The following is a 22,190-nucleotide window of genomic DNA, read 5'->3' as shown; positions in this document are numbered from 1 at the left end:
CGGTCCAGCCTGTCGCGGCTGTGCCGCTTTCAAAGAAAATCCCGCTGCCGGAGTTACTGATGAAGGTGGCAGAGACTTTTAAGGTATCGCCGGAGTTGCTCTCCCGGAGAACTCGTCTGACCGGAGTGGCCGAGGCGCGGGCAGCATTCTGCTACCTGGCCGTTGGTGTGATGGGTTGCAATGGTGCGGATATTGCTCGAATGCTTGGGATGTCGCGGGCCGGAGTGAGCATTGCGGTCAGACGGGGAAAGATCCTTCTCCAGGCGCGGCCGATGCTGCTGAACGGGCTTCTTAATTGACTGGCTAGCAACGTCCCCCCCACACACGATTGTTTGGGATGTCGCGGGCTGGAGTAAGCATTGCGGCCGGACGGGGAAAGATGAATTGATGGTAGGGAGCTTGTTTGATCGAGTCCAGTCCAATCGGGATCGACTGAATTCCTATCAACGGGAATTGCCTGCGAAGCTGAGATGCCGAAGCCGCCGCGACGAAAAACGCGTTCGCAGGCGGCTACGGCTTTTGTTGATTGTGGTGACCTATCGGCTGTCGCGATATTCAGCAGGTTCCCCTGCTCCGAATATTTGCTTACAAAGTCGGCAAAAATCAACGGCTCTTATCTGAAAACAGAATCCTTTTTAATTTGATCGATGCGAATATCGTATTCAGATTTTGTAATTTTGCCATCCTTATAATCCTGCTCTACCTTGTCTTCCTGACGTTTCAAATGATACTCATAACCACCGGCTCCAGCGGCAGCGCCGCCCAACGCTCCCAATCCGGCACTGCCTCCGCTGCTGCTGCAGCCAACCAGTACAAAAAGCGCCATCAGGACCATTAATGCTCTTGCTGTTTTCACGGCACACCTCCTGTCGTTCGGGGTTGGGATTTTCAGGTGATCGCCAGTGTGCTTCGACCAAATTTTAGCCGGCCTATGGACAGACGGAAATCTCCCTGAAACCGGCGACCCCGTCCGGTAGCGAAGCCGTTCAGGGTCTGCCGGATATTTTCCGAGACGTATTCTGTAATACTATGACACTGTGATGAGATATCAAGCCCCTTCGTGCCGGCCGATTCTTCGTCACCTCTGGCGCGATAGCTGCAAGAAGCCTACTACAATCCGGCACCGTGCCCGGAGATTGCGTGGCACGACCAGGCCCCCGAACCCTCCAGATCATCAGGAAAAACGGAAAAAAGGAGTCATGACATGGACACCGTCTCCCATCGGAAACAGCTGCTGGATATTGACGAAGTCGCCATGAAACTCGGAACAACCCCGCTGAATGTGCTGCTTTACATCAAACGTGGGGAATTGAATGGAGAGGAAAACGAAGGCAATTGGTACGTCGAATCGCAAAGTCTTGAGGCCCTCATATCCGGCCAGGACGGTGGCGGCGCGGCCCCCTGCACACCGGCCTGCGGTCACGGCAATGGGTGCGGCGGATGCCATTGATCTGCCTGTTTTATGAGCAACCACAAGCAGGAGATGTTATGAATGTAACGATAAAGCCTTCGGATTTATGGTATAAGTATGCGCGCAAAAAAGAAACCCGCGACCGTCCCCGGTTTGCGGGAGCCCCGGACGACCTGCCGTTTGACGCCGATAATCTTTACGAAGTCATTCCCATGTTCGAAGCCGTCATGAACACTCTGGAAACGTGCAGCGAACATGTCCTTCGCGAACTCGAGGAGATTCTCAATCGCGGAGTGCCGGGGTTTTTGACCAGGCGCGACGAAGTGTACGATTATCTTCTCGGATGCATAGAAGAGGTCCTGTTCGAGGACGGGTAAGCACGCAGGACGCCACCCAGGTCATCGACCCTGGCAACGGCATCCTGCGCCTTCCCGCGCCATGCTCCAGACACGTCTCAGGATTGCATATTCACCAGGAGTCTCCCCTTCAACTTCCCGGCAAGCATCCTGTCGACGCATGCATCGACATCATCGAGGAATATCTCTGTGCACATACTTGACAACATGTCCGGTTTCCAGGCATCGGCAAGCTTTTCCCAGAGACGGATTCTATCCGCCATCGGGCAATGCTGCGAGTCAACCCCGACGAGGGAAACGCCGCGAAGGATAAAGGGGTAGACGGTAAGATGCAGGTCGGCCGAGGCTACGTTACCGCAGCAGGTCACGATCCCCTGCGGATGGATCGATTTGATCAGGTTTTCCAGAATGACGCCACCGACCGTATCGATACCCCCGGCCCATTGAGCCTGCAGAAGGGGTCGATTAGTGGATTCCTGAAACGACTGGCGAGGCAGGATGCGGCCGGCTCCCAGACCTTCCAGAAAAACCCGCTCTTCGACCTTGCCCGTCATGGCTGCAACCCGGTAGCCGAGTCGGGACAAAATCGCCACGCTCATGGAACCGACACCGCCAGTCGCCCCCGAGACCAACACCTCGCCGGCATCAGGCCGGACACGCTCCACCAGTCTGGACACACTGATACCGGCCGTGAATCCCGCTGTTCCGAATATCATTGCCTCCCGCATGCTCAACCCCGTCGGCAACTTGAGTGCCCATGCCGCGGGAACGCGAATATACTCGCCGAACCCGCCGGCGGTATTCATACCCAGATCGTAACCGGTAACGATAACGGCGTCACCTTCCCCGAATTCCGAAGAACCGGAATGCTCGACAATCCCTGCGGCATCGATGCCCGGGGTATGGGGGTAGTGTTTCGTAACCCCTTTATTGCCGATACACGACAAGGCATCCTTGTAATTCAGGGATGAGTAGGCGACCCGGACCAGCAATTCTCCCGCCGGCAGCTCTTCAACGGTTCTGCTCTTGACCGAACGGACATAGCCCTGCTCGGTTTCCTCGACGACCAGGGCCTTGTAACTACTTTTATCCATGGCTGTTCTCCTTGGTATCGCTTCGATTAACAGAACATTGCGGTTTTCAGAATAAATTTTCCGGTTTTACTTTGCTCCCTGCTGGTCCCCGCCGAACTTCTCGATCGTCTTTATCCACGGCTCCAGTCTTTGCCCGAAGGCAACCACGACCTGATATCGGACCATGGCCGGCGTCTTGGGGTTGTAATGGGTATATCCGGGATGGATGCAGGTTTTCCCCGGCAAAGACTTCAGGGATGCATGAAATTGTAGCGGGACATGTATCCGCTCAACCATAATTCCCTGAATTTGTCCGTAAAGCCTTTTTTTGCTATTGCTACCTTCGGAGGCACGCCAGTCAACCTGCATGCGAACCTGGGAGGGCAAAATGATATAGCGACCTTTGTCGGCATAGCGCCGGCGCAGGTCTACGGCATCCAGACCGGCATCGACAGCGAAAAGACGCGAGGCAACGGTCAGCTGAAAAAGTTTCTCTTGTTTCTGGCGGGCAGCCGCTTCCGCCGTCAATTGACCCTGCCGCTGTTTGAGAGGCAGGGCGGCAATCTCTTCCAGCTGCCGCAGCCGAAAACGCTGCCAGGCCTCGCCGTTGTACTCCAGTACCACCAATGCCTCTTTGGGCAACACCCTGTAAACATCCCGGGAATCCGAGTCCTTTACGCGTCCCACGGAAAATCCAAGCTCGGCCAGCTTTTGTTCATCGAACCAGGTCCGCTCTTCGATATCGGAATTAACGTTGAGCCACAGGGATACCCCGCTGTTTTCCCGTCGATAAAAGGTACTGGTCAGGGGCAGCTCGCGCTCGGTCAGGGTCAATAAGGCATCCGGAGCGCCGATACGATTGCGTACAACGCCCGCAAGCACCACTGCGTTGACAAGAATAACCAAAGCCAGTGCACCATAAAGGTAGCGCCGGTTCATGACATACCTCCCCTCGCCGCAGTCCGCAATCGCCTGAGCACCAGCAAGATCAGAACCGCGCTCAAACCGATCAGCAGAAAAAACAGGTATTTGGGCATCCAGTCCCACCACCAGTCGAACAGCTTGGTATAGAGATAAAGCACAAAAAAGGTCGAACCCAGATGGGTCAAACCGGGCCACTGCCGTCGAATCCCCAAGGCGATGACAGCGGCAGCCAGCAGGAATCCGAAAATCTGGTAGGCCGCCTCGATCACCCCGGGAGACCAGGGAAGGTAACTGCCCCTGCCCCAATTGGAAAGGATCAGGATGGCGATAAAGATTGCCAGCAGACCGTAGCCTCGATAAAGGTTGGGGAAATTGTCATGCTCACGGTGCGGCACGGTCCCCGGCAATGCCAGCAGAGCGCCGGCGAAAATGAAATTCTCCGGCCGTTCTCCGAAGGAAAGCCAGTAACAGCCCCACCAGGTTCCGACGGTCGCCGCCAGGTAGCCCATGAGGCAGGTCATGCCGGCTATCAGCATCAGTCTGAGCCCGGATGCATAGGCCAAAAGCATGGCAAAGGCCCCCCAGACCAGAAACGCATTCTGGCTGGGTGTGATATTGAATATCGTGCCGAGTACGGAGAGATCGAGAACGAAACAGGTAAAGGCAATAAGACTCAGCAGGGAAGCGAAATAGAGTGTCTTTTCCCGTCGGGCCGCGCAGTCGACGCCGGCCACGGCACAGAGAGGAGCGCTGCCGAGAATGGCTACCTGTACGCCGGTACCGAGCCCTCCCCAAAAACGGTAAAAGAAAAAAAACACCGCAGCCGACAACGCCAGCGCCCCTAAAAAAGCGGCGATACGCATACTCCAGCTGAGCTGTTTCTCGGCACCGCCGATGTCAACATCGTATCGGAAGGCGTAGCGATCCAGCAACGAGCGGTGATAAGAAACAAGATGCTCCTTCTGCCAATCGTCCAGAACCAGGATTCCCTCTTTCTCCAGGTCCGCCAATTCTTCCCGGAATGCGCCTATGCGATCAGCGCGTTTTTGAGCCTGATCCTTTTGCATACGGCCCCCTGAGTTCATGAATTAAAACCAATAACAGGATATAAATGGCGTTGCGATTCTGGTCAAGCACAAAAATCGAGCATCTACAGCAGGTTTTCATTTGACATCGGTCTTATTTCAAACCATGATCCTGCGGCCGAATTTAACCCGCCACATCATTGGCCTACCGGCCCGGTGGACCCATTCCTTCATATCATGTCAGGAGAACAGATCCATGTCGGAATTCAAAAACGTCACGATCGTGAAAAAAGCCAACGTCTATTTCGATGGCAAGGTCACCAGCCGCACCGTCCTGTTTGCCGACGGCACCAAGAAAACTCTCGGCATCATGATGCCGGGCGAATACGCATTCGATACCGCAGCAGCCGAGGTCATGGAAATGCTCGGCGGTTCCATGGAGGTGCTTCTTCCCGGCACCGATACCTGGCAAATTTTCAGCGAAGGCCAGAGCTTCGAGGTGCCGGCCAATTCGAAATTCTCACTCAAAGTCAGGGAAGTCGCCGATTATTGCTGCTCATACCTGAAATAGTGTCTGCATGCATCATAACCAGAGGTTGCAGTGGAAGCCTCCGGTAGTATTGATCGCCTCTGCATGCAGCGCGCCTGCTATCCGTTAATTCCGATGTCAGGCGCCAATTTTTTTGCACAGATAAAGCTACTTTGCGACCTCGCAACTGTCCGTCGGACAGGCGTTGGAATACTTGACAGTCAGCACCACCTGATGTTCATCGGCCACCCGGGCAAAGCTGTCGGCCACGGCCTCGAAAACAGCCTGACGTTCGCCGCTGATCACGGTGCTCATGGCGCCGCTGCGCAGGCAGATACCAGGTCGCCGCAATCCCTCCATAAAGGCATCGATGGCGGGCGTCAAGGACGGCTCCCGCAACGGATAAAGACTCACTTCAGCTTGAATGTTCATGGACCCATCCTCACTACGGTGAAGGCACCGCTTTTCAGTCCAACAGATTGCCAGACCGTTTAACCAGAAATTTTCACGGTCTGCATTCCGGATCGCGCATTTTCCCCGGCGGTTACGCGAAACAAGGCTCCGGGTAAATCTCTTCTGCGGTTTCAGGGTTTAATATTGAAGCTTCCCCGCCAGATGTTTTCAGGATCGTAACGTCGCTTGATCTTGCATAATCTGGCGAAGTTTTGATCATAGCAACCTTTTACCAGCTGGTCCTGCTCTCCCGCGGCACCGGGAAAGTTGAGATAAACACCGGTCCGCGACATCGGCCGCAACGCATTGACAAAATCGGCAACCCAGGCTCTGTTGGCATCGGCATGTTCCATCCCTTCCCAGTTGGCTTCCACCGCTACCATAAAACGACAATCCCGTTTGCCAAAAGCGGTATCGGCGGCGTGAACACCATTCATGGCGCCGCCAAGAGCCCAGATATTCACCGACGACAGGGGGGATGCGCTGCGTGCGGAGTGGCCGACAATCCGGGTGATGGTGCCGTTATCGAGGGCCTTGAAAAACAGGGAATCCCAGTAATAGCATCGCCCCGGTGGATAATCCTTGTCGAAAAGGCGCTGCACCCCGAGATGAAAATCCATGGGACCGGACAGGTCCGCCAGCGGTTTCGACCATTCCCGAAAGGGGCGGATAACCTCTTCGCCGCGTTCGAAAGGGCCGGAATAGCAGGCCAGAAAAGCCACCACGGGCTGGCGATCGGCTTTGCCTTCGGCCGACCGCATGGGCCGGCTGCGCAACACGCAGAAACTGCTGAGCTCCACCGGCGCACCGGCCATGAAGTCACGCCAGAATGCGATGGCCCGCTCTGCTTCGGAAAAAGGGTACAGCACCGTGGCAAACCACACCTGCGACGCGATGGGCCTCAGGCGGTATTCAAAGGCGGTCACAATCCCGAAATTGCCTCCGCCGCCGCGCAAAGCCCAGAACAGATCGGGATTCTCGTCGGCACTGGCGGCAATTATCTTCCCTTCCGCCGTCACAATTTCCGCGCCTATAAGGTTGTCGATGGTCAAACCGTCTCTGCGCAAAAGCCACCCCATGCCACCATGCAGGGTCAACCCCGCGATCCCGGTTCTACTGACCACCCCGACGGGAACCGCCAGCCCGTAAGGCCGGGTTGCCGCGTCGACGTCCCCCAGACGCGCCCCGGCCTGGACGCAAGCAGAAGGAATCCCCGAATTGACCTTCACCCCGGCCATGCCGCCGAGATCAATGACCACCCCGTCGTCGCAAAGTGCCTTGCCGGCCACGTTATGCCCGCCACCCCGGACAGCAACCCGCAGGTTGTGGGATCGAACGAACCTTACCGCGGCGACGACATCGTTTCTTTGCGTGCAACGCACGATCAGGGAGGGACGCCGATCGATCATGCCGTTCCAGATCAGGCGGGCTGTTTCGTATTCATCATCACCGGACCGCAGCACATCCCCCTCGATTGCAGCGGCAAAATCGCCAAGCGCGGCTTCAGGAACTTCTGCCCATGCGTCGTTCAGGGTAGCAATTTTCAAAGGTGTTTGCTTCCTTTCCGCGGTTCGTCTGCCGCTTTCAGATTCGATAATCCGCCAAGCCGTGTTTGCCGTGCTCCGACCGACAGCGGGAAGCGCAACCTTCCTGACAGGCTTCGCCTTGCAGCAGGCCAGGCCCTACCCTTTTGTTCGGAAGGTTATTTTTTATTATACCCCGAAATCCTGCCAAGCTCTTGAAACGGCATAACGACATGATAATGTTAATAAGAAATACTCTCTAAAAACCTATGCACTTTGCAACTTGCCTGGCCCGGCAAGGTCGGGTGACCTTTGCGCCGGACTACAGTGGTCAACCAGAATCGATGGAGGTAGACATCATGAATGTGCGCACCTGCAAACAAACTATTATTGTAAGTATGGCCGTAGCGGCTCTGGCGGCATGCGCGCCGGCCAAGCAACCACCAACCAGCCAGATGGCCCTTGCCCAGGCCGCGGTGGACAAGGCGACAGCCGCCGGCGCCTACGAATACGCGCCACTGGAACTGCAGGCATCGCAGAACAAGGTAGATGCTGCAAAGACGGCTATCGCCGCTAAAGACTATGTCAAGGCCGAGCACCTGCTTGAACAGGCTGAGGTCGACGCGAAACTGGCGGAAGCCAAAAGCGGTACGGCAAAAACCCAGAAAGCCGTGGACGAACTGCAAAAGAGTATTGATATTCTGCGTGAAGAAATTCAACGCAAACTTCCTCAATAACAGCCTTTTTTCTTAAAAACCGGAGGTAACCCCATGACTATCCGAATCCGCAGCTACAAAATCGCCACCGGCATAACCGGGATCATGTTGGCGGCCATGGCCCTGTCCGGATGTGCGCAAAAAGTTACAACCAATGCCGCCCTGGAGGAAGCCAGGGCCGCCTACAAGGCAGCTCAGGCCAATCCCACGGTGATCCGTAACGCGGCACTGGAGCTGAAAAAAGCGGAAATGGCCCTCACCCAGGCGGAAACATCCTTCCAGCAAAAAGCGGATCTGGCCACGGTGGAACATCAGGCCTACCTGTCCAAACAGCATTCGGCCATTGCCCAGGAAATCGGCAATCAGAAAATCGCCGAAGCGGCCATCGAACAGGCGAGTGCCGAACGTAACAAGGTTCTGCTAGAAGCCCGCTCCACCGAGGCCAGTCTTGCCGAGCAGCGTGCAGCTGCCGAAAAAGAAGCGGCCCTGCAGGCTCTGAAGGAGGCCGAAGCCCAGAAAGCCGCCGCCGAACAAGCGACCATGGAAGCGACCGAACAGCGCCTGGCGGCGGAAAAAGCCATGGCTGAAGCCACTGAAGCCCGGGAAAAAGCCGCCAAGCTCGAGCAGGAAATGGCCGAGCTGCAAGCCGTCAAAGCGGACCGGGGGCTGGTGATGACCCTTGGCGATGTGGTATTCGATGTCAACAAGGCTGACCTGAAACCGGGCGGTATCGTCACGGTCGATAAACTGGCCGCATTCCTGACGGAATACCCCACACGCAAGGTAATGATCGAAGGATTTACCGACAGCACTGGTAGCGCGGAATACAACCAGGTTCTGTCCGAACGGCGTGCCCTTGCCGTGCGCCGTGCTTTGATCGACAAGGGGATAGAAGCGTCACGCATTGAAATTCATGGTTATGGAGAGGACTTCCCGGTGGCCACCAACAACACGACTGCCGGCCGTCAGATGAACCGCAGGGTGGAAATCATCATTTCGGATGAAGAAGGCACCATACCGGCCCGCACCAAATAGGCCCTCTTTAGATAGTATCCATCCGGAAATTCCGGATGGATACAGCGTAGTTTTCATATGGGAAACGAGCAATTTTTCGTTGTGGCAAGGGAATCAAGGGGTTGCGCGGAGGCGTACATCGGTACGCCGCACAAGCAAGCCTGCGGATTGACGCCGTCATGGCGAAAAAGGGCCGTTTCCGGATGAAAACTAGATAGTATTGTTTTCGATTGCGCAACCGGGCTGATCGTCATGACGAACAGCCCGGTTTTCTTACATTACGTTACAAACCTTGATATCCCCTCATTTTTAAAAGATTCGCAATCGCGAAAGACAACAACCGCCCCGTCATCTGCAGCAATCCATATCTTTGTGAGTCTCTTCACGGATTTTCTTCAGCAACCGCAGTGTGCAAAATCAAATTCCGGGCCGAACAACTCGGGGTCCTCACGGACTACAGCCGCCGTAACGGGATTGAAATGGCGGAGTAAATACAGCAATTGATCGGCTGATCGGGCGCACTCTCGGCGCAAAAAGGCGCTTCAGCCGTCTGCCCGGAAAAATTCCCACCCGACAGTTGCATCCTCGATGCTTCTGGCTATAGTTTGAAAATTGATTTTTTCAAAGACATAAAGGTTCAGAATATTGGCACCTGGCTTTAGATGCAGTCGTAGCCGTACTGCGAAGGGTCAATGGGGGGATTCCATGAAAGTTCTCGTTCTGAATGGTTGCAGCGATGAAAAATCGGCCACACAGGATCTGCTCAAGGGAATCTGTGACGGCATACCCGCCCCTCATGAAATCGCCTGGATCAACCTTCATGGCCTGGCTATCCAGTCCTGTCAAAAATGCCACAAGTGTTTTCCATGCGGCGAGTGTGTTTTACCCGAGGATGACGCGCATGCCGTTGCTCGCTCCATGATCTCCGCAGATGCCCTGATCATCGGCCTCCAGGCTTCGCCTCAGGACATCCACATAGCAGTTGAGAGACTTTTTGAACGTTGCATGAGCGCCATGGCGTTCAAAACCCCGCAGGGCGATTTTCGCCCGTGGAGACAGGGCCGTTTTGCCATACTCGCATGCCACGAAGCATGCTGCGTCGCTGTCAATGAATCCAAATCGCCACAAGCGGATTCATCCTCTGTTGCCAAGGCTCTTGAAATCGGCGGCTTCAATCTCATCAAGGTAACCACTCAAGCCAAAACCGGACAGGCGCGGGATGATTTCTTTCCGGTAGAAAAAGCACGGTCTCTCGGTTGTTCCCTGTCCTGCATAATGATACCCAGGTAAATCCGTAATATTTTACGCCCTTCGACACCCGGACATCCAAACGGCTAAAAAAAAACAAGGCCCGCAATCTCGCTGATTGCGGGCCTTGATAATTTCTGGTGCCGAAGGCGAGACTCGAACTCGCATGGGCTTTCGCCCGCCACCCCCTCAAGATGGTGTGTCTACCAGTTCCACCACTTCGGCGTTAAGCGAAGAACTTTATACTGTTTTGACAAAAATCTGTCAACATGAAATTGGGTTGAAAACGCATTTACTTTGTTTTCATCCGGAGCTTCCGGATGGATACTAGTCTGCAGACGGACCAGACTCCTGCGCCGGGACGCTGGCTGCGGGAGCCGCTTCGGCAGGGCCACCCTGTTCCACGGCCGCCGGAGTCGTCATGCTGGCAGGCATGATGCTTTCGACACCCGGAATTTTGTAAAAATAGGCCAATACCAGGCTGGTCAGCATGAACACGACCGCTGCTCCGGTGGTGAGCTTGCCCATGAAACTGGCGCCACCGCGCGCTCCAAAGACCGTCTGGCTGCCGCCGCCACCGAAGGCCGCGCCGACCTCCGCACCTTTGCCACCCTGCAGCAGAACGATAGCGATGAGAGCTATACAAACCAGGACGTGTAAAACGATTAAAAGGGTCACCATCTTCATCAACTCCTGACGAGTAAGTTTTTCGGAAAGGCCGAACTTAGCACATAAACCGGCGAATGAAAAGCCCCTATGCCGGCTGGGTCTCACTTCTACAGGCGGGACCGATGCGCGAGGCTTTCATGAAGGAAAAACCGGCTCCGGCAAAAAATCGGGGAAAAGCGCTGAGCCATCTGTGCATTTCGCTCTGCCTCAGGAAGGCAGGAAACGGACAATGCGGATAAAATCCTCAGCCTTGAGACTGGCGCCACCAACCAGGGCACCGTCAATATCCTGTTGACTCAGGAGCCCGTCAACATTGTCAGGTTTGACGCTTCCCCCATACACAATGCGGATCCTGCAGGCAAGATCGGCGTCGTACAGCCTGGATAGCAAATCCCGGATAAAGGCATGCGCCTGCTGCGCCTGCGCAGCGCTGGCGGTTTTTCCCGTACCGATCGCCCAGACAGGCTCATACGCCACCACAACCCTTGCCATGGCGTCCCGAAGGAGGTTTTCCAGGCCACCGCGCAACTGCTTTTCAAGAACCTCGAAAGTGCGCCCCTGCTCGCGCTCCTCCAGGGTTTCACCGACACAGAATACCGCTGTCAGCCCCGCGTCGGCCACCGCCTTGAGTTTGCGATTGATAAAACCGTCCGTCTCGCCAAACAGTTGCCGCCGCTCCGAATGACCGACAATAACATAACGGCACCCGGCATCTTTGAGGAGCAGGGGGGAGACTTCCCCGGTATAGGCCCCTTGCATTTCCGGAAAACAGTTCTGGGCCGCTACAGCGATATTGCTATCGCCCAGAGCCGATGACACGGACGTCAGGACCGTAAAAACCGGCGCGACAACAATGTCGCGGTCGGTGACATCGGCCAGATTGGCCTCGAGGGCTTTCACCAGGGTAACAGCTTCCGCGGTCGTCTTGTGCAGCTTCCAGTTTCCGGCAATAAAGGGTCTGCGCATCTTCTCCCTCTGAACAATGTATGCCATGCTTCGGCGCCGGCCCGGCGCGAAACAAACGTTAAGTTTCTTTCACCCGAAAAAGCAGGATGGACGATTGCCATAAACGGGATTTTGAAAAAACCGGCCAGGCAGTGGCAGGCCGGTCACTTGTCGGTCAGGGCAACAATGCCCGGAAGCTCTTTCCCTTCAAGAAACTCCAGCGAAGCGCCGCCGCCCGTGGAAATATGCGTCATCCTGTCCGCCAGTCCGGATTTTTTGGCCGCCGCCGCCGAATCCCCGCCGCCGATGATGGAAACCGCCTTTGAATCGGCCAGAACCTGCGCCACGGCAAAGGTTCCTTTGGCAAAGGCGTCGAATTCGAATACCCCCATGGGGCCGTTCCATACCACGGTACCGGCTTTGCTCAACACCTCGCTGAACCGGGCGACGGTTTTCGGTCCGATATCCAGCCCCATCCAGCCGGCGGGGAAATCATCGTTGTCGCAGATTCTGCTTTCAGCATCGGCCTTGAACTCACTGGCAGCCACGTGATCTTCCGGTAAAAGCAGGGCAACCCCTTTGGTGGCGGCGCGCTGCATCAGCTCGGCGGCCATGCCGAGCCGTTCTTCTTCGATAAGGGAATGACCAAGATCATACCCCTTGGCCTTGAGGAAGGTATAAGCCATGCCGCCGCCAATTATCAGAACATCGACTTTTTCAAGAAGGCTTTCAATGGCCGGCAATTTATCGGACACCTTGGCGCCGCCGAGCACCGCCACCAGAGGACGAACCGGTTCGGCAATCGCCTGACCGAGATAGCGCAGTTCCTTTTCGATCAGGAAACCGGCTACCGCCGGCGATAAGATCCGCGCGACGCCTTCGGTGGAAGCATGGGCTCGGTGGGCGGTACCAAAGGCATCGTTGACATAAACGTCGGCGAGCGCCGCAAGCTGAGCGCTGAAAGCGGCATCGTTGTCGGTTTCCCCTTTATGGAAACGGACGTTTTCCAGCATCAACACCTCGCCTTCCGGCAGATCGGCGACCAGTTTTGCGACCTCGGCACCGACACAATCAGGTGCCATGCCTATCGTTTGACCGAGCAACTGGCCAAGGCGCTCCGCAGCCGGGGCCAGACTGAATTCGGGTTTCGGAGTTCCCTTGGGCCGTCCCAGATGAGAGGCGAGGATGAGCCGCCCTCCTTGTGCGATGATATGTTTGATCGTCGGCAAGGCCGCAACGATACGGGTGTCGTCGGTGATCCGCCCTTCCTTGTCGAGGGGCACATTGAAATCGACGCGGCAGAAAACGCGTTTGCCTTTGCAATCGATATCCCTGACTGTCATTTTATTGAGCATGATATCAACCCCCATCCATTGGTTATAAAAAGCTTTAAAATCAGCGAACAGCACCGCCAGTACGAAACAGCGCGTCCATAAAACTTTAGAACCTTGTCAGCAACTTGCAACATGCCGCACCAGATCGACGACCCGGTTGGAATACCCCCATTCGTTGTCGTACCAGGCGAGAACCTTGACCATGTTGCCACCGAGAACGTTGGTGGACATGGCATCGATCACCGAGGAGGCGGGGTTGCCGTTGAAATCGACGGAAACCAGCGGTTCCTCGCAATAACCCATGATGCCCTTCAGAGCACCTTCGGCGGCGGTCTGCAACGCATGGTTGACAGCCGCGATATCGGTAGGCTGCCGCGTTTCCGTCACCAGGGATATGAGGGACACGTTTGGCGTGGGAACCCGCACCGCAATGCCGTCCAGACGGCCGGCCAGTTCCGGCAACACCTTGGCGACAGCGCGCGCCGCACCGGTTGTCGTGGGAATCATGGAAAGCGCCGCGGCCCGCGCCCGACGCAGGTCCCTGGCGGGATAGTCGAGGATCTGCTGCCCATTGGTATAGGCATGCACGGTGGTCATCATGCCTTTGACAATGCCGAAACTCTCCATCAGAACCTTGGCCACCGGCGCCAGACAATTGGTGGTACAGGAAGCATTGGATATCACCCGGTGCAACGCCGGATCATATTTTCGATGGTTGATTCCCATGCACAAAGTGATGTCCTCACCAATGCCCGGCGCCGTTATGATTACACGCCCCGCCCCCGCATCGAGATGTTGCGCCGCCTTGGCGCGCTCGGTGAATTTGCCCGTCGCTTCCAGAACGATATCGATGCCCATTTCCCGCCACGGCAGCTCGGCGGGTTGCTGAATTTCACAGACCCTGACCAGGCGACCTCCCACCATCAGCCCGCTGTCGGTAGCCTGCACGGGAGGAGAGAAAATCCCGCGCACGGAGTCATATTTGAGCAAGTGGGCCAGCACTTGCGCGGAATTCAGGTCATTGATCGCCACGATTTCGACATCCGGTGCCGCCCAGGCGGCGCGAAAAATACTGCGCCCGATGCGACCGAAGCCGTTTATTGCTATTTTTACCGCCATTTCTCTGGTGCTCCCGAACTTGGAATAAGGCCCCGAACATCCCTCGAAGCCGAAAACAACACGCAAAACCGAGTATTTGAATAAACAATTCAGAAACCCAGTGTTGATATTTCTGCAAAAAGCGGCAGATTGGACGGCCAGGCAAAAAGTGCCAAATGAAGCGCCTGTAATTGCCAGGCAGTGAGACGTACTCAGGCACGTCGAAACAGTGAGGAAATTACAGCGACGCGGAAGTTGGCGGGTTTTAGCGACGCCATCAAAGTTAGCGATTGATAATAGCCAATAGCCCTTTGGCCGTCAACCGCTTTCCCATCCCCGAGCCAGCGGAATCTTGTACCGGAAAGCGCAATATGTTATTTAGTATCCATCCGGAGTTTCCGGATGGATACCAGCTTCATTCCTTGCCAAACAGAACACAAGCAGAAAGAAAACTCGCTTTTTCTCTACTTCCGCTTCGGCAACTCCAAAACGCCAACATGCAACTGCAGACTTCCATGAAACTGACGCCAGAATAGCGTCCGCAACGACAATACCGTCCTCGATTTTAATCGCCCGCCCCTGCCACCCGGGCAGAAAAGCCGGCACAAAGACATCCCCGGAATTTTAAAATCCCGTGGAAAGATCCTGCAAAATCAACTCGGTGACGGCTTGTTTTATCTTGCGAATGCGGTTATTTTCCGGTATATAAACGGCGCTCCGCCGTTGGGGAACAGGGAGGCATCGTGCAAATCTGTCTGCTGGCCAGCGGCAGCAAAGGCAACGCTATTTATGTCGAAACCGCCGAGAGCCGGTTGCTGATCGACGCAGGCCTTTCAGCCCGCGAAATCGGTAACCGGCTGAACGCTATTGGGAAAAGCCCCGAGCAGCTTGACGCGCTCCTTGTGACGCATGAACATGGCGACCACTGTCGGGGGCTCGGTCCTGTTTCCCGCCGCTGGAAACTGCCTGTACACATTCATCACGCAACACGCGAAGCGCTGCCCCATGCGGGAAAACTGACACAGACCATCGCATTCGACTCCGGCGACACTTTTTGCCTCAGGGACCTGATAGTCCATACCGTTCCCGTTACCCATGATGCCGCGGCTCCAACCGGCTTCATCCTGGAAACGTCATCAGGCAAAATCGGCATCGCAACCGACCTGGGACTCGCTACCCGACTGGTCATCGATCGTTTTCAGGGGTGCCGGGTACTGGTTCTCGAATCGAACCATGACGAAGATCTGCTGCGCGACGGTCCGTATCCGTGGCATTTAAAGCAGCGTATCCGCAGCCGGCACGGACATCTGTCCAATCGGGAGTCCGCCGAACTTTTGCGCAGCCTCGCCTGGCCGGGGCTGGAGGCGGTTTTGCTCGCGCATCTGAGTGAAGCCAACAACACCCCTCAACTGGCGGAAGACTGTGCGCGCAAGGCGCTAAATGATATAAAAGCTTTTTCAACGCAACTGTTCGTCGGCTGCCAGGACAGGCCGAGCATCTGTTTTGGCTGTTAGGGCAGTCGCAGCGCCGGTTCCGGCGGCGGATCGCATTTTTGCCGGCCCGCAATGAATTTTGTTTGAATTTTTGAAAGACGATGTCCCGGAAGTCGGCCGTGCGCATCGCTGCACCGGTGAGTCATGCACGACACCGTGGCGCACCAGATGCCGGGCGACCGTTACCGGTTCACCCTTGCCAAGGAGAGCATAATGGCCTGGAGAATAGAAGTCGGACTGAAAGAAGGCATCCGCGATGCACGCGGCGAACGCGTCAAGCGTGAGATCCGCGAACATCTTGGAATCGAACTGGATCAGGTAAAAACCATCGATGTCTACACCGTCGATGCCGATCTGTCCCGCAAGGAAATCGAAGCTGCCGCCCAAGGCCCCTTTTCCGACCCGGTGATCCAGCACTATGCCATCAACCAGCCTGTGGCCGAAGGTTTCGATGTGCTTGTCGAGGTCGGCTTCCGGCCCGGTGTCACCGACAACGTCGGCCGCACATCGCGGGAAGCCATCCAGTATCTTGTCGGGCGCCGGTTTACCGCCGATGAAGGAGTCTACACCTCCGTACAGTACCTTCTGTCGGGAAAAATCGATGAAGCAGATGCCGAACGCATCGCCGCCGGATTTCTCGGTAACGGTCTAATTCAGCGCTGGACAATCATTCCGGCGGCGAAATTCGACCGGAAAAACGGGGTGCCGGTAACGGTTCCCAAGGTGGTTTCCACCGCCGAACCCAAAGTGCTGGAGATCGACCTGAACGTCTCCGACGAGGAGTTGATGCGCATCAGCCGCGAAGGCGTGCTGGCTCTCAACCTGGAGGAAATGAAAGCCATCCAGGCGTTTGCCAACGATCCGCAAAATCAGGCCGATCGAAAAAAAATGGGACTGACTGCCTGTCTGACCGATGTGGAGCTTGAAGCCCTGGCCCAAACCTGGAGCGAGCACTGCAAGCACAAGATCTTCTCGGCCCGTATCGACTACGAAGATGGCGAAGGCAAATCCGAAACCATCGACTCCCTGTTCAAAACCTTTATCGTCGGCGCCACCCGTGACGTGCGGGCCGCCAAAGGCAAAAGAGACTTCTGCCTGTCGGTATTCAAGGACAACGCCGGAGTGATCCGTTTCAACGACGACTGGAGCCTGGTTTTCAAGGTCGAAACCCATAATAGCCCCAGCGCCCTCGATCCCTACGGCGGAGCGTTGACCGGCATTGTCGGCGTCAATCGCGACCCCTTCGGCACCGGCATGGGCGCCCGGCTTATCTTCAACACCGACGTCTTCTGCTTCGCCTCGCCTTTTTACAGCGAACCGCTTCCGCCGCGCCTGCTGCATCCGCGCCGCATTTTCGAAGGCGTCGTGGAAGGCGTCGAGCATGGCGGCAATAAAAGCGGCGTGCCAACGGTCAACGGATCCATCGTCTTCGATGACCGCTTCGCCGGCAAGCCGCTGGTCTACTGCGGCACCGCCGCCCTGATGCCGGCCGAAATCCACGGCAAGCCGGGACACGTCAAGCAGGCCTTGCCCGGAGACCGCATCATGATGGTTGGCGGACGCATCGGCAAGGACGGCATTCATGGCGCCACCTTCTCTTCGGAGGAGTTGCATGAGGGCTCTCCGGCCACCGCGGTGCAGATCGGCGATCCCATTACCCAGAAGCGCATGTTCGACTTTTTGATCATCGCCCGCGACCGCGGTCTGTACAATTCCATCACCGACAACGGCGCCGGTGGCCTTTCCTCTTCCGTCGGCGAAATGGCTGAAGATACCGGCGGCTTCGAGATGCACCTCGATCGGGCGCCGCTCAAATACTCCGGGCTGCAACCCTGGGAGATTCTCATCTCGGAAGCCCAGGAACGCATGACCGTCGCGGTCCCCCCCGACAAAACCGAGGCATTTATCGCCCTGGCCAGAGAAATGGACGTCGAAGCCACCGACCTTGGCAACTTCAACGACTCCGGTTACTACCACTGCCTGTATAACGGTAAAACCGTTACCTACCTGCCCATGGCGTTCCTCCATAGCGGTGTGCCCCAATTGCAACTGCAGGCCCGCTGGGAAAACCGCGACCATAAAGAACCGGAATTCGCCCAGCCCCTCGACGTGGAAGCAACCCTGCGGCACATGCTTGGACGCCTGAACATCTGCTCCAAGGAAAGTGTGGTACGGCGCTACGACCACGAAGTCCAGGCCGGCACCGTGCTCAAACCGCTGGTCGGTATCGCCAACGACGGTCCGGCCGATGCCGCCATGATCCGCCCTCTGCCCGACTCCTTCGAGGGGGTGGTGGTGGCCCATGGCATCACGCCGCGCTACAGCGACATCGATACCTACCACATGATGGCCTGCGCCATCGACGAAGGCCTGCGCAACTACGTGGCCGTCGGCGGCAATATCGAGCATGTCGCCGGTCTCGACAACTTCTGCTGGTGCGATCCCGTACAGAGTGACAAAACCCCGGACGGCACCTACAAGGCCGCCCAACTGGTGCGGGCCAACAAGGCCCTGTACGACTACTGCCTGGCTTTCGGCGTGCCGCTGATTTCCGGCAAGGACTCCATGAAAAACGACTACCAGATCGGCGACACCAAAATCTCCATTCCGCCGACGGTGCTCTTTTCGGTTATCGGCAAGGTCGATGACATCCGCAAAGGCGTGACCATGGATGCCAAACGCCCGGGCGACCTGGTCTATCTGCTCGGCGTCACCCGCAACGAGCTGGGCGGTTCGGAATATTACGATATGCTGGGCCACCTGGGCAAAAATGTCCCCACCGTCGATGCCAACGCCGCATTGCGGCGTTACCGCACCCTGAACCGCGCCCAGCAACAGAGCCTGCTGGCCAGCTGCCATGACCTTTCCGATGGCGGACTCGGCGTGGCACTGGCCGAAACGGCTTTCGCCGGCGGCTTCGGCATACAGGTCGATCTGCGCAAGGTCAAGTGCGAGGGCGTGCTGCGGGAGGATGCGGTACTGTTCTCCGAAACGGCCAGCCGCCTGCTGGTCACCATCAAGCCGGATCATAAGGCCGCCTTCGAAAAACTGTTCGCCGGCCAGGACCTCTCCCTGCTCGGTACCGTTACCGAGGGCAGGGAACTGCGCATCGTTGGCCTCGGCGGCGAGATTCTGGTGCGGGCCGATATAAATGATCTCAAAGAGGCGTGGCAGGCGCCGTTAAGGGAGATGTAAATCATGTCGAAACAAGTACGTGCTATCGTCATTGCCGGCAACGGCACCAACTGCGAACGGGAAACGGCCCATGCCTGCCGCCTGGGCGGTGCCGATGTGGTCGATATCGTTCACATCTCCGAACTGCTGAGCGGCCGGGCCCTGCTGCAGGACTACCATTTCCTCAACCTGGCCGGCGGATTTCTCGACGGCGACGACCTCGGCAGCGCCAAGGCCGGCGCCAACCGCCTGCTGCATGCGCCGATCAAGGGCAGCACCGAGCATCTGAGTGAACACCTGCGCAAATTCATCGCCGACGGCAAACTCATCATGGGAGTCTGTAATGGCTTTCAGCTGATGGTCAAGATGGGGCTGCTCCCCGCCTTCGGCGGCGACTTTACCCAGACCGCGACCCTGACCTTCAACGACAACGGCCGTTTCGAAGACCGCTGGGTCTACCTGAAGGCCGATCCCGCATCCCCCTGCGTCTTCACCCGGGGGCTGGACGGCATTACCCTGCCGGTGCGTCATGGCGAAGGCAAACTCGTGGTTGACAGCGAAGCAAACCTGAAAAAGATCGAGGAAAAACATCTGGGCGTGCTCAAATATTGTCTGCCGGATTACAGCGCGACGACCATGGACTACCCGCTCAACCCCAACGGGTCGACAGCGGCAATCGCCGGGCTTTGCGATGAAACGGGGCGTCTGTTCGGTCTGATGCCGCACCCCGAGGCCTATGTGCACCGCACCCATCACCCCCGCTGGACCCGCGAAACGGATCTGCCGGAGGATGGGATGGGATTGTGGCTGTACAAAAACGCCGTTCGGTTCATTCGCGACGAACTGCTTTGACCCGCACGCAGAGCCCATTCGCAAAGACCGAATGGGCTCTTTACCGACTTGCGGACACCACGCAGATGCCGCGTCAGCAGCGAGACACAACCTGCCTTGAGCGTGGTATAGTGAACATTTCGGGCCGTGATGCCATTCAGCGCAGCGGCCATACGGCATAAAACGGGGAGCGTTTCTGACTCATGTTTGACAAATACGAAGATGAATGCGGCGTTTTCGGGATCTTCAATCACCCCGAAGCCGCCAACATGACTTATCTCGGGCTTTACGCCCTGCAGCATCGCGGCCAGGAAAGCTGCGGCATATCGACGGCTGACGGCACGCGCCTGCGAACCCATCTCGGCAGCGGCCTGGTGGCGGACGTCTTCAAAGACGACGAAATTTTCAATAAACTTCCCGGCAAGGCCTCCATCGGTCATGTCCGCTACTCGACGGCGGGTGGCGACAGCATCCGCAACTGCCAGCCCATCGCCGTGGATTACGCCCGCGGCAGCGTGGCGGTGGCTCATAACGGCAATCTGGTCAACGCCCAGGAAATCCGCAACGAACTGGAGGAAAAAGGCTCCATCTTCTCCACCACCGCCGACACCGAGGTTATCATTCACCTGCTGGCGAGGTCCCAGAGCGATGCCCTGCCCGACCGTATTTCCGAAGCCCTGCGCCGGGTTCGGGGCGCCTACAGCCTGGTGTTTCTCACCGAAACACGCATGGTAGCGGTCCGCGACCCCCATGGATTCCGGCCCCTGGTGCTTGGCGAAGTGGACGGAGCCTATGTCGTGGCCTCCGAGACCTGTGCTCTGGATCTTATCGAAGCCAGGTTGCTGCGCGAAATCGAGCCCGGAGAAATGGTCGTGTTCGACAAGAACGGCATGACCTCCTATCATCCCTTCGAGGAACGCACCCCTTCGCCCTGCATCTTTGAATTCGTCTACTTCGCGCGCCCCGACAGCACCGTCTTCGGCCAGCAGGTCTACCGGGTGCGCAAAGGGTTCGGCCATCAGCTGGCGCGCGAGCATCAGGTCGACGCCGACATCGTCATCCCCATACCCGACTCCGGCGTTCCGGCGGCTATCGGGTATGCGGAGGAATCGGGCATTCCCTTTGAAATGGGGTTGATCCGCAACCATTACGTAGGCCGCACCTTCATCGAACCCCAGCAATCCATCCGCCATTTCGGCGTCAAGATCAAACTCAACGCCATCCGCGAGGTCCTGGAAGGCAAAAGGGTCGTGGTGATCGACGATTCGGTGGTACGCGGCACCACCTCCCGGAAAATCATCAAAATGCTCCGCCATGCCGGTGCCAAAGAGATCCACATGCGCGTTTCGTCACCGCCGACGGCCTATCCATGTTTTTACGGCATCGACACGCCGACCCGCAAGGAGCTGATCGCTTCCTCCCATACGACCGAGGAAATCTGCAAATACATTACGGCCGATTCTCTGGGCTACCTTTCCCTGCAGGGAATGCTGGAAATCGCCGGTGCCCCCAGGGGCGCCAACGGCTACTTTTGCGAGGCCTGCTTCAGCGGCAACTATCCGGTAAAATTCCCCCGGCTGAAATCGGACGACCAGCTCGGGCTGTTTTGATGGCCCCGTTGCAGCGCATTGAATATCACGACAGGAGATAAAGTTTTGACCAGCGATCGCGCAGAACTTAAGGAAATCATCCGCAAGCTATCCTACGAAGAACGGGAAGTCACCCTGGCTTCCGGCCGCAAAAGCAATTTCTATTTCGACGGCAAGCAGACCACCCTGCATCCCCGGGGAGCCATGCTGGTCGGCAAGGCCGTACTCGAAGAACTGGCACACTTTCCCGCCCCCATCGAGGGCGTCGGCGGGCTGACCCTGGGCGCCGATCCCATCGCCACCGCCGCCGCGCTGGTCAGCTCCATGGGCGACACGCCGATCCCGGCCTTTATCATCCGCAAGGAACCCAAGGGCCATGGCACCGGTCAATGGCTTGAAGGCCGCAAAAACCTGCGTCCCGGCGCCCGGGTGGTCATTGTGGAAGACGTTCTGACCACCGGCGGATCGGCGCTCAAAGCCGTCGAACGCGCCCGCCAGGAGGGGCTCGAAGTCCTCGGTATCATCACTTTGGTGGATCGTCAGGAAGGTGGCCGTGAAATCGTGGAAGCGGCCGGCTTGCAATTGTGCTCCATTTTCACCAAAAGCCAGATCGTGGCCGACTGACTTTTTGCCATAGATTTTCCTACTCATGAAGAAACAAAAAAGGGAGCCTGACAGGCTCCCTTTTTTGTTTCTTCATCGTAAATCTCCCTACTCCACGGTCTTGTTGCTCTTGCGCTCAACAATTTTTAAAAAAATCGGAAATTTCATTGACAATAGTTTTC

General features: G+C 56.9%; 21 protein-coding genes, 1 tRNA gene and 1 pseudogene. 12 read left to right on the top strand and 11 right to left on the bottom strand.

Translation table 11 applies throughout. The features are described from left to right. Positions 1–299, top strand: a pseudogene (locus AB7E65_RS05795) (hypothetical protein); the annotation flags it as partial. A gap of 314 nt (positions 300–613) precedes the next feature. Here AB7E65_RS05795 and AB7E65_RS05790 read toward each other — a convergent pair. Next, the gene (locus AB7E65_RS05790; RefSeq protein WP_235605412.1) at positions 614–856 is read right to left on the bottom strand and encodes a hypothetical protein; all 243 of its coding nucleotides are present in this window, start codon (positions 854–856) and stop codon (positions 614–616) included. Positions 857–1,204: 348 nt separating this feature from the next. Between AB7E65_RS05790 and AB7E65_RS05785 the strand changes: the two genes are divergently transcribed. Together AB7E65_RS05785 and AB7E65_RS05780 are read left to right on the top strand one after the other, a co-directional pair. Continuing rightward, positions 1,205–1,450: a hypothetical protein gene (locus AB7E65_RS05785; RefSeq protein WP_072287406.1), complete on the top strand. Its 246-nt coding sequence runs from the start codon at positions 1,205–1,207 to the stop codon at positions 1,448–1,450. A gap of 38 nt (positions 1,451–1,488) precedes the next feature. Continuing rightward, a complete protein-coding gene (locus AB7E65_RS05780) occupies positions 1,489–1,788 on the top strand; it encodes a hypothetical protein (protein ID WP_072287405.1) in 300 nt (99 codons plus the stop codon). A gap of 77 nt (positions 1,789–1,865) precedes the next feature. On the opposite strand, the gene AB7E65_RS05775 is transcribed toward AB7E65_RS05780, so the two are convergent. The 3 genes from AB7E65_RS05775 to AB7E65_RS05765 all read right to left on the bottom strand — a co-directional run bounded on the left by AB7E65_RS05775 (position 1,866) and on the right by AB7E65_RS05765 (position 4,831). After that, entirely contained in the window at positions 1,866–2,861 is a 996-nt protein-coding gene (locus tag AB7E65_RS05775) for a YhdH/YhfP family quinone oxidoreductase (protein WP_428745443.1), read from the bottom strand. Between the two features lie 66 nt (positions 2,862–2,927). After that, positions 2,928–3,779, bottom strand: a complete 852-nt coding sequence (locus AB7E65_RS05770; RefSeq protein ID WP_428745442.1) for a DUF4824 family protein — start codon at positions 3,777–3,779, stop codon at positions 2,928–2,930. Further along, complete coding sequence (locus AB7E65_RS05765) at positions 3,776–4,831, bottom strand: DUF2157 domain-containing protein (protein WP_083558770.1); 1,056 nt, start codon at positions 4,829–4,831, stop codon at positions 3,776–3,778. Before AB7E65_RS05765 ends, AB7E65_RS05770 begins: the two co-directional genes overlap by 4 nt. Positions 4,832–5,045: 214 nt before the next feature. On the opposite strand from AB7E65_RS05765, the gene AB7E65_RS05760 reads away from it, so the two are divergent. Next, the gene (locus tag AB7E65_RS05760; protein WP_072287401.1) at positions 5,046–5,360 is read left to right on the top strand and encodes a pyrimidine/purine nucleoside phosphorylase; all 315 of its coding nucleotides are present in this window, start codon (positions 5,046–5,048) and stop codon (positions 5,358–5,360) included. A gap of 126 nt (positions 5,361–5,486) precedes the next feature. Here the strand turns inward: AB7E65_RS05760 and AB7E65_RS05755 are convergent, their stop codons facing one another. Together AB7E65_RS05755 and AB7E65_RS05750 are read right to left on the bottom strand one after the other, a co-directional pair. Then, positions 5,487–5,750, bottom strand: a complete 264-nt coding sequence (locus tag AB7E65_RS05755; RefSeq protein ID WP_072287400.1) for a YkoF family thiamine/hydroxymethylpyrimidine-binding protein — start codon at positions 5,748–5,750, stop codon at positions 5,487–5,489. Between the two features lie 152 nt (positions 5,751–5,902). Next, positions 5,903–7,318, bottom strand: coding sequence for an FAD-binding oxidoreductase (locus tag AB7E65_RS05750; RefSeq protein WP_083558769.1), 1,416 nt, complete (start codon positions 7,316–7,318; stop codon positions 5,903–5,905). A gap of 335 nt (positions 7,319–7,653) precedes the next feature. Here AB7E65_RS05750 and AB7E65_RS05745 point away from each other — a divergent pair, with 335 nt between their 5' ends. From AB7E65_RS05745 to AB7E65_RS05735, 3 genes are all read left to right on the top strand, one after another. Then, positions 7,654–8,031, top strand: coding sequence for a DUF4398 domain-containing protein (locus AB7E65_RS05745; RefSeq protein WP_072287399.1), 378 nt, complete (start codon positions 7,654–7,656; stop codon positions 8,029–8,031). A 33-nt stretch (positions 8,032–8,064) separates the two neighbouring features. Further along, complete coding sequence (locus AB7E65_RS05740) at positions 8,065–9,045, top strand: OmpA family protein (RefSeq protein WP_083558767.1); 981 nt, start codon at positions 8,065–8,067, stop codon at positions 9,043–9,045. A 684-nt stretch (positions 9,046–9,729) separates the two neighbouring features. Further along, positions 9,730–10,314, top strand: coding sequence for an NAD(P)H-dependent oxidoreductase (locus tag AB7E65_RS05735; protein ID WP_428745441.1), 585 nt, complete (start codon positions 9,730–9,732; stop codon positions 10,312–10,314). A 96-nt stretch (positions 10,315–10,410) separates the two neighbouring features. Here AB7E65_RS05735 and AB7E65_RS05730 read toward each other — a convergent pair. The 5 genes from AB7E65_RS05730 to gap form a co-directional block, all read right to left on the bottom strand. Next, positions 10,411–10,497, bottom strand: a tRNA-Leu gene (locus AB7E65_RS05730). Positions 10,498–10,599: 102 nt separating this feature from the next. Further along, the gene (secG, locus tag AB7E65_RS05725) at positions 10,600–10,953 is read right to left on the bottom strand and encodes a preprotein translocase subunit SecG (RefSeq protein WP_072287397.1); all 354 of its coding nucleotides are present in this window, start codon (positions 10,951–10,953) and stop codon (positions 10,600–10,602) included. Between the two features lie 195 nt (positions 10,954–11,148). Next, a complete protein-coding gene (gene tpiA, locus AB7E65_RS05720) occupies positions 11,149–11,907 on the bottom strand; it encodes a triose-phosphate isomerase (RefSeq protein ID WP_428745440.1) in 759 nt (252 codons plus the stop codon). Between the two features lie 143 nt (positions 11,908–12,050). After that, the gene (locus AB7E65_RS05715; RefSeq protein WP_428745439.1) at positions 12,051–13,241 is read right to left on the bottom strand and encodes a phosphoglycerate kinase; all 1,191 of its coding nucleotides are present in this window, start codon (positions 13,239–13,241) and stop codon (positions 12,051–12,053) included. Between the two features lie 96 nt (positions 13,242–13,337). Further along, on the bottom strand, positions 13,338–14,339 hold the full coding sequence (gene gap / locus AB7E65_RS05710) for a type I glyceraldehyde-3-phosphate dehydrogenase (protein WP_072287395.1): 1,002 nt from the start codon (positions 14,337–14,339) through the stop codon (positions 13,338–13,340). A gap of 722 nt (positions 14,340–15,061) precedes the next feature. On the opposite strand from gap, the gene AB7E65_RS05705 reads away from it, so the two are divergent. From AB7E65_RS05705 to pyrE, 5 genes are all read left to right on the top strand, one after another. Beyond that, a complete protein-coding gene (locus AB7E65_RS05705) occupies positions 15,062–15,832 on the top strand; it encodes an MBL fold metallo-hydrolase (protein ID WP_072287394.1) in 771 nt (256 codons plus the stop codon). Positions 15,833–16,024: 192 nt separating this feature from the next. Continuing rightward, positions 16,025–19,006 (top strand): phosphoribosylformylglycinamidine synthase subunit PurS, encoded by a 2,982-nt coding sequence (locus AB7E65_RS05700; protein ID WP_428745438.1) that lies wholly within the window; start codon positions 16,025–16,027, stop codon positions 19,004–19,006. Between the two features lie 3 nt (positions 19,007–19,009). Then, on the top strand, positions 19,010–19,837 hold the full coding sequence (locus tag AB7E65_RS05695) for a phosphoribosylformylglycinamidine synthase subunit PurQ (RefSeq protein WP_072287393.1): 828 nt from the start codon (positions 19,010–19,012) through the stop codon (positions 19,835–19,837). 182 nt (positions 19,838–20,019) lie between these two features. Beyond that, a complete protein-coding gene (purF, locus tag AB7E65_RS05690; protein ID WP_072287392.1) occupies positions 20,020–21,426 on the top strand; it encodes an amidophosphoribosyltransferase in 1,407 nt (468 codons plus the stop codon). A 45-nt stretch (positions 21,427–21,471) separates the two neighbouring features. Then, positions 21,472–22,029: an orotate phosphoribosyltransferase gene (gene pyrE, locus AB7E65_RS05685; protein ID WP_428745437.1), complete on the top strand. Its 558-nt coding sequence runs from the start codon at positions 21,472–21,474 to the stop codon at positions 22,027–22,029. Positions 22,030–22,190 lie beyond the last annotated feature (161 nt).

The organism is Syntrophotalea sp., from assembly GCF_050253115.1.
Lineage (GTDB): Bacteria > Desulfobacterota > Desulfuromonadia > Desulfuromonadales > Syntrophotaleaceae > Syntrophotalea > Syntrophotalea acetylenica.
This window is presented reverse-complemented; position numbering and strand designations above follow the sequence as displayed.

Coding starts and splice junctions, on each gene's coding strand:
- AB7E65_RS05745 (WP_072287399.1), top strand. CDS start 7,654: ATGAATGTGCGCACCTGCAAACAAACTATTATTGTAAGTATGGCCGTA.
- purF (WP_072287392.1), top strand. CDS start 20,020: ATGTTTGACAAATACGAAGATGAATGCGGCGTTTTCGGGATCTTCAAT.
- AB7E65_RS05785 (WP_072287406.1), top strand. CDS start 1,205: ATGGACACCGTCTCCCATCGGAAACAGCTGCTGGATATTGACGAAGTC.
- gap (WP_072287395.1), bottom strand. CDS start 14,339: ATGGCGGTAAAAATAGCAATAAACGGCTTCGGTCGCATCGGGCGCAGT.
- AB7E65_RS05740 (WP_083558767.1), top strand. CDS start 8,065: ATGACTATCCGAATCCGCAGCTACAAAATCGCCACCGGCATAACCGGG.
- AB7E65_RS05700 (WP_428745438.1), top strand. CDS start 16,025: ATGGCCTGGAGAATAGAAGTCGGACTGAAAGAAGGCATCCGCGATGCA.
- AB7E65_RS05765 (WP_083558770.1), bottom strand. CDS start 4,831: ATGCAAAAGGATCAGGCTCAAAAACGCGCTGATCGCATAGGCGCATTC.
- AB7E65_RS05775 (WP_428745443.1), bottom strand. CDS start 2,861: ATGGATAAAAGTAGTTACAAGGCCCTGGTCGTCGAGGAAACCGAGCAG.
- AB7E65_RS05760 (WP_072287401.1), top strand. CDS start 5,046: ATGTCGGAATTCAAAAACGTCACGATCGTGAAAAAAGCCAACGTCTAT.
- AB7E65_RS05695 (WP_072287393.1), top strand. CDS start 19,010: ATGTCGAAACAAGTACGTGCTATCGTCATTGCCGGCAACGGCACCAAC.
- AB7E65_RS05715 (WP_428745439.1), bottom strand. CDS start 13,241: ATGCTCAATAAAATGACAGTCAGGGATATCGATTGCAAAGGCAAACGC.
- secG (WP_072287397.1), bottom strand. CDS start 10,953: ATGGTGACCCTTTTAATCGTTTTACACGTCCTGGTTTGTATAGCTCTC.
- AB7E65_RS05735 (WP_428745441.1), top strand. CDS start 9,730: ATGAAAGTTCTCGTTCTGAATGGTTGCAGCGATGAAAAATCGGCCACA.
- tpiA (WP_428745440.1), bottom strand. CDS start 11,907: ATGCGCAGACCCTTTATTGCCGGAAACTGGAAGCTGCACAAGACGACC.
- AB7E65_RS05755 (WP_072287400.1), bottom strand. CDS start 5,750: ATGAACATTCAAGCTGAAGTGAGTCTTTATCCGTTGCGGGAGCCGTCC.
- AB7E65_RS05780 (WP_072287405.1), top strand. CDS start 1,489: ATGAATGTAACGATAAAGCCTTCGGATTTATGGTATAAGTATGCGCGC.
- AB7E65_RS05770 (WP_428745442.1), bottom strand. CDS start 3,779: ATGAACCGGCGCTACCTTTATGGTGCACTGGCTTTGGTTATTCTTGTC.